Genomic DNA, 6,578 nt, shown 5'->3' with positions numbered 1-6,578 from the left:
TTCCAATGAACCTCAGCGTCAATGGTCCCTCCTGCTTCAACGCCTGCGAATACATCCACTTTTGCGCCTGCTTGTGCAGCAGCAACTGGGGATCTCACTCCTGTATCCGCAACTACCCTAGCTTGAACGCTTGTGTCTTCTGAGCGGTTTTGATTACTTTGGGCGGGTTGTGTTTCAAATAGCATTATTGCTTCAAGGTGCCTGGGCTGCGTCTACAGCCTTTAATCTTGGCAGCTTTGTGGTTCTGTTTGATGCTTGATTTCGACATCGCGGCAAAGGTATTGGCAGCAATGTCTTCGCTTCTGTTTTTTGTCACCAGTATCTATAAATGGCGCATGCCAAGGCACTATGACATTGGTGATAAATCCAAGTATGAGGTCTAGGGGCTTGGAGGCGAGATTATGATTGTCTCGGCTTGAATAAAATGCCCAGCATTGGCTGGGCATTACGTCAGATATTACCTATCAGGTGAACCAATTGATTTATCAAACAGTCAATAGTTGAAGCCAAATTTAGTAACCACCAGAAGGGGATTCATAAGCTTCTCTCACCTCATCTATGTAGGCTGAGAATTTTTGTTTTTCCAATTGCTTTTCAAATATGTTTTTCGCGCTGTTTTTTTCTTTTGGGGTTAAGGCACTAATTCCCCTCTCCTCTAGTCTGCTGTCAAACATACGACGATACAAAGATTGACCTTCTCCTTTGGATTTGTCGTATATTATTGCATAAGCATAACCGTGAATTAAGAAATCTCTTTCGTTACTCTGTTTGTATCTTCTTAAGAAAAAATCATATGAAATTAAATAGTGCTGTGAATCTAGGGCGTTCAGATTTCTTTCGACAATTTCATCAAACTTCCTTGGTGATGAGATTACGTCTAGGTATCGGTTGTTTAGTGTTTTTATCGACGGAATATCGTTGTTCTCCGCTGCAACCATTAACAACTTAGCCAGTATTTTCCGGTCTCCTTCCGTTAATGGGATAATATCCCTGTTATACGGATTGAGATGTTCACGAGTCTGGTACATATCAACCAAATGACGTAGCGGACGATAATATTTAATCTCTATACCACGCTCAACAACATCCAGAAACTTCTCAAAATAATCGAAGCTTCCATCATCAAATTTAGTATAAAAAAGATATGAATAAGCCGCTTTGACATCGCCAGCATCTGCTTGCTTTCTCAAAATATCTAACCCCAACTCTCCCCACTTCTCATTGCAATATGATCCCATTCTCATCTTACATTCGTAAGAGTTGTATTTAGGAGATAGCTTAATAGCAGCATAGGGATTGCCTAATTTGGCCGATTTTTCAAATAGTTTTGCTCCTTTCCGTCCAGAAAATGCACTGCTTCTATAAGTGATATCACCTAACCAAAACAGCGCTTCAGCATTGCCTTGCTCCGCCAACGGTGTAAGTAATTCTTCGGCCTCCCCCCACCTTTGTTGCTGAATTGCAATAATGGCCTCAAAAATAGGGTTACTTCTTTGAAAGGTACTGGCAGCATCTAGGTTTAAGTTTGCAGTTTGATTCTTATCTGCAATAGAAATTAATTCAGCTAGCCTAAGAGCAAGTGGCTTTGTCAACTCTATATCTGTTCCATTAGGTAGCCTTAAGTAGGTCACATACCCGCCTAATGCCACTACCACCGCCAAACACGTTAGCAAACAATATTTAATTATTTTTTTTATATTCTTCATTGAATTTTCCAGTCACTAAATTCCAGCCACCTATTATCTGACCTATATACAGACTTGATTCGTTCACGTTCAAGCTTTGCGATTTCGTTGTCATCGGCAGACTCGATACGATACGCTCTATAATGAGAACGTCCACGTGAATCTTTGTACTTAAATCCTCGCATATTTCTAGCTAACAGCTTCGAGTTTTCGTTGAATGTATTTAAAACTGATTTATCCCCATCATTAAAATAAGAAATCATAAAAGTTTCGATGCGAAGCCAGTTGTCAGCAAACCTTTGCCATTGTGCTGCAGGGCTGGCAACCTCCTCTAAATTGCCACTCATGCGAATCAAAGTCTCTTCGAACTGACGTTGACGGTGCATTAAATTCTGACCTGACTTACTATCCTCGGTCAGCCACTCTAGTATCTTTGCTATTGCGTTAGCTTTTTCCAACTCATTTTCTTTACGTTTTTTAGCCGCATTTTCACTTTCATATATCCAAGGCGCTTCTTCAATATTGGATAAGCACTTTAAAAGTTTCGCTAAAGTTTCAGGCGGTAAGTTTCTCACCCATTTCATATTCGACTTAACTTTATTTAGGTTTCGGTTGCCCTTACCGACAATGTGATATGCGATCATAGGCGCAAAATCTTCACTTAACGCATCAGCTTTATATGAATCATACGCAACAGTAGGAAGTAGCATAACATCAGCAAAACCGATCCCCAGCGTCATAGCCGTTGTTAGTCTTTCATTCAGCAGCTCAAAATCAGGATTTTTTCCGTTCTCATCCAACTCACCAAACACTTCCACATAACGAAATCCACTTTCTTTTAACACGCGAAGCAACGAATCGAGAAAACGGTCTAGTAAAACTGGGCTCAGGGTTACAGATAACTTTCCAGAGAAACCTGGTCCGCACACCGCTCTCGCTGATGTGATTAAAATAACTTGTCCGTTCTGGAATGCTTCCAATGAACCTCAGCGTCAATGGTCCCTCCTGCTTCAACGCCTGCGAATACATCCACTTTTGCGCCTGCTTGTGCAGCAGCAACTGGGGATCTCACTCCTGTATCCGCAACTACCCTAGCTTGAACGCTTGTGTCTTCTGAGCGGTTGGGGTCGAGAACTTTGATTGATTTGCCTTTCACACCAATGCCACCATTTGTTTCAGAGGGGCCGAATGAAAAATTGCCAGAAATCTGGCATGAAGCAGCAGCAAGCCCGTATACCTTAGCGCTAAGTTTTACGTAACATTCCCCCGCGTTGTATGTACGTCGCTCATTTTTATTCGTTGAGCTATTTCTTGCTACATAGGGGATATCTAGCCCAAAGCCACCAATTGGTCGTTGCTCAGGAGATGCTTGATTGACAGGAAACCATGAAGTGAACGCAATCTGGCCACTTAACAAACTAAATTTCGATTGAATAGAAGCCCCTGTAGTAAGATCCAGGTTGGGGGTTACGCTATTTAACTCACTTAATGGCATATTTAATGTGCCATCAGCACTCGAAGTGAGGCGTAAAAATTGAGCTTGAGCATTCGCGATATATGCGGAGTTACCTCCTTGGCTTCTCCCTCCTTGCCAATGATAGTCTGCTTGCCAAAATGCACTAGAGTCAAATTTACTAATGGTTTGGTTTAAGTTCAAAGGTGACATGACAAAGTTTCTTTTGGTTACTGACTCTCTAAGCTGTTTTTTAAGATCAGTCAGTGTTTCTTGAAAATTCTTACCAGCTTTTTCTCCATTAACTAAAGGATCTATGAGTGTCACTTTTTCAGTAATATCCTTACTGTGTCCTTTACTAGTATTCGTTTGACTGTGTGGAAGAAACCAAGCAGGTGCTCGAACCCACCCCAGCTCTCCACCTGTAGATAGTAAACTACACTCTACCGCTTGAAGATCAGCATTCCCTGCTTTATTCGAAAATACACCCAGTTTCTTTTCTGTTGGAGTGAACTTAGACTCTTCCCAGATCAAAGTTTGAATTTCAATAGAGTCAGCTTGCAAATAGTAATGATGGAATGCTCTACGGTGTACCGCTCGTTGAGCTTGCCGTTTCAACTGCTCAAGCCGCTCCAGAGCAACTTTTTTAAGCCAAATTAGGTCAGTGAACATGTTAGGGATTGGTTGGCCCACGATGCTTTTAATGCTTGTAAGCCAATGGCTAAGAGTGCGGTCTATGAAATTGATAAACGCTTGAGTTGGGTAATAAGCCCATTGGCTAACAGACGAAGCATTTGATTCTAGTATCCCTTTAATCAGTTTTTCATCTCTAGGCTGCTCTGGATATGTTAAAAACTCACTAAGCAGTTTTTCAACAACGCTTTCGTAATCTTCATGAGCAATTTTAAGTCCACTATCTTCACGCCACTCTTTATACTTTTTATCATTTGCAAGGCTTTTCGGGCCAAGGTGTTCAGGTTTCGTCCCTATTAATTGTTCTTTAGCAAGGCATTGCTCTTTTGTCACATACCCAAATTCATTTAGCCTTAATAGGTGATAAGTGAAACTATAAGCGTTCATTGCTTTACTGGGTACACCATGACTCTGTTTGAATTCACTCAGATTCTTAATAAACTCTGCTGACGCGACAACATCTCTTTCCCAGAATTTCTCAATTTTTTCTTTTGCTTTTTTGTGACTATAACCCGCCAGTTTGCTATCACTCCAGGGACGATGTGAGGCTAACTTTTCTAGGCACTTTGTTACATCTTGCTGTTTCTCACTTGTGTAGTACTTTCGCTTATTGTCATAAACAAATGCCGTACCATCATCACTTTTGATATATCCAGCCGCTGTGATCGCTTTCTTTTCGAGTAACGCGATCTCTTCTTCTAAGAATTTAACAACTTGGCCTTTTGTTGCTCTTAAAGCCCTTTCTCTTAGTCTATACTCTCGATCCTCTTCTTCAATTTGCTCAATGTAGCCCAGAGCGTTACCCAAATAATTAGCAACAGGGTGAACGTATGGCAATACGTCAAACGCAAATTGCTTAACTTTTTCCCAAGTTAGAGAGTCATCGAGTATTTCGTGATAATCAATCCCTTCTTCATGTTCAGCAATAAAGATTAAAAAACCATTTTCGCCACCTTGCTCAAACTCCTTAGCTGCTCCGGAACGAATGGTAGTTAATATCCATATGACAGTTCTCAAGCGTTCAACATCTTTATCATCTAAAAAGCTTTCGTGAGGTTTACTTTCAAACTTAGATAAAATGCCTAAAGAATTAAGATTATCGAAAGTTTTTTGCCTATCCGAAACTACCGCATCTTTGAACAATTTCTGCTCTGAAATTACAGCTTTTTGTGCCTCTTCAGTTAATGCATACCAAGTTTGTTTTCCTGTTTTCGGATGCGCGGGCACATACAATATATCTATGAAATCTGGTACATTACTGGAACATAAGTCATTTCCACATGCTGGTTTTTTAGGTAAAGAGGGCATAGGTATTCTTTTACCTGCCTCCACTTCAATTGGAGCTCCTTCATTCCCCTCTAACTTGAGAGTGTTTCCTGCATAAATAAGGTCTAAGTTTTTAATCTGGTCACTATTCAGTTCTTTTAATGTACTGATATCTATGTCAAATTTTTTTGCTATCAAGCTTAGACAGTCACCTTGCTGAATTTGGTAGGTTTTTATGTCGTTCATAGTTAAATCTGCTTACTTATAACAGGTGAATTTAGATGGAAAGGGAGCTCTCTTCGCTCTGTCTTAACCACTCCAGCATCTCTCGATATTGAGTTCCAATTTTGGTTCTTGTCGACCCAACTCAACGTTTCAAATGGGCCTAAGATGATATCGATATCTTGAGGGATGAGGTGGTGTGAAACTTCACTCCAAAATTCGCTTGAGTGATACCTAAAGAATGCTATCTCTTTGTTGATTACTACAGACATTAGGTTGTGAAGATGATTTATTCGCTCATTTAGCGATGAGCCATTTTTATAAGAAAACACCACACTGCTGGTTCTCAGTGCAAAATCGTCCTTTATTTTCTTCGCCAAATCGTGTGAGCCTGTAAAATTAAAAACTACAGGGCTAATCTTGAGTAAATGAAGAAAGGGGCTACCAGCATACAGCTTGAATAATTCTGGGTTTTCCTCTGTAGTGTACGCTAACTCCGCCACATCAGGCACTCTTACAGTGTCAACGATAAGCCAATGCTCAAGGAGCATATCTAAGGTTAGAGAGCTTTTCTGCTTTAACATATCCTATTGCTCCTGCTTACATGGACAGTCAGTCCTTGGACAGCTCCCGTCAGGTTGGCGCTGGCACATTCTTGCAAGCCCTATATCACTTAGTGCAATTTGAATAAGCGCGTCTTCTGAGACAAGCTGTGCAATTGAACTAATTGGCGAAATCTCTTCCGGCGCTTGCTGCAACTCTAACCCATTTGGTAATGCGGCCTGCTGGCCTCCATACCCACTGCCGCTGCCTGGGCTTCCACCCGAGTTTATATTGACTTTCGCGCCAACCAAGCTAACACCAGACGCGTCTAGTTTTATAAAGCTGCCACCGGCTTTCAAAGTCATTTCAGAGCCCGCTTCGATAACGACCTTCATACCGGCTTTGATGTGGAGTTCATTGCCAATTTCAAATGCATGCAACTGAGCGATTTTTTGGTGCAGACTCCCTTCCACAATCGAGGTGGCATCTTGTTTGACCAAAGTGCGGCTTTCACCCTCCACGGTGAGGTTGTGGCGGTTTTTAATCTGAGTGAAATGGTCGTTATCGATCGTGATATGTTGGTCGTGTTTAACATGAGTGGTCATGTCATTCAGCACTATCGAGTCAAAATCCTTCTGCGCATGAAGATAGACTTGCTCTTGGTCTGCTTGGTCTTCAAAACTCAGTTCGTTAAAGCCTTGCCCTTGGTGGGTCTC

At 41.4% G+C, this 6,578-nt stretch carries 7 protein-coding genes; 1 reads left to right on the top strand and 6 read right to left on the bottom strand.

Annotated elements, in window-relative coordinates; genetic code table 11:
• On the bottom strand, nt 1-185 hold a 185-nt coding region (locus QTN94_RS19245; protein ID WP_331428568.1), incomplete at its 3' end, for a hypothetical protein.
• A 42-nt stretch (nt 186-227) separates the two neighbouring features.
• Between QTN94_RS19245 and QTN94_RS19240 the strand changes: the two genes are divergently transcribed.
• Nucleotides 228-383: a hypothetical protein gene (locus QTN94_RS19240; protein WP_331428567.1), complete on the top strand. Its 156-nt coding sequence runs from the start codon at nt 228-230 to the stop codon at nt 381-383.
• A gap of 129 nt (nt 384-512) precedes the next feature.
• Here QTN94_RS19240 and QTN94_RS19235 read toward each other — a convergent pair whose 3' ends face one another.
• From QTN94_RS19235 to QTN94_RS19215, 5 genes are all read right to left on the bottom strand, one after another.
• Nucleotides 513-1,706: a hypothetical protein gene (locus QTN94_RS19235; RefSeq protein WP_331428566.1), complete on the bottom strand. Its 1,194-nt coding sequence runs from the start codon at nt 1,704-1,706 to the stop codon at nt 513-515.
• On the bottom strand, nt 1,703-2,665 hold the full coding sequence (locus QTN94_RS19230; protein WP_331428565.1) for a hypothetical protein: 963 nt from the start codon (nt 2,663-2,665) through the stop codon (nt 1,703-1,705). The genes QTN94_RS19235 and QTN94_RS19230 overlap by 4 nt, the downstream gene beginning before the upstream one ends.
• On the bottom strand, nt 2,632-5,343 hold the full coding sequence (locus QTN94_RS19225; RefSeq protein WP_331428564.1) for a LysM peptidoglycan-binding domain-containing protein: 2,712 nt from the start codon (nt 5,341-5,343) through the stop codon (nt 2,632-2,634). The genes QTN94_RS19230 and QTN94_RS19225 overlap by 34 nt, the downstream gene beginning before the upstream one ends.
• A 2-nt stretch (nt 5,344-5,345) precedes the next feature.
• A complete protein-coding gene (locus QTN94_RS19220) occupies nt 5,346-5,903 on the bottom strand; it encodes a DUF4123 domain-containing protein (protein ID WP_331418732.1) in 558 nt (185 codons plus the stop codon).
• A 3-nt stretch (nt 5,904-5,906) separates the two neighbouring features.
• Nucleotides 5,907-6,578, bottom strand: a 672-nt coding sequence (locus QTN94_RS19215) for a bacteriophage T4 gp5 trimerisation domain-containing protein (RefSeq protein WP_443088811.1), incomplete at its 5' end; no start/stop codon positions are given.

The organism is Vibrio sp. M250220 (genome assembly GCF_036533795.1).
Classification (GTDB): domain Bacteria; phylum Pseudomonadota; class Gammaproteobacteria; order Enterobacterales; family Vibrionaceae; genus Vibrio.
Note: the sequence above shows the minus strand (reverse complement) of the source record. Positions and strands in the feature narration are given on the sequence as shown.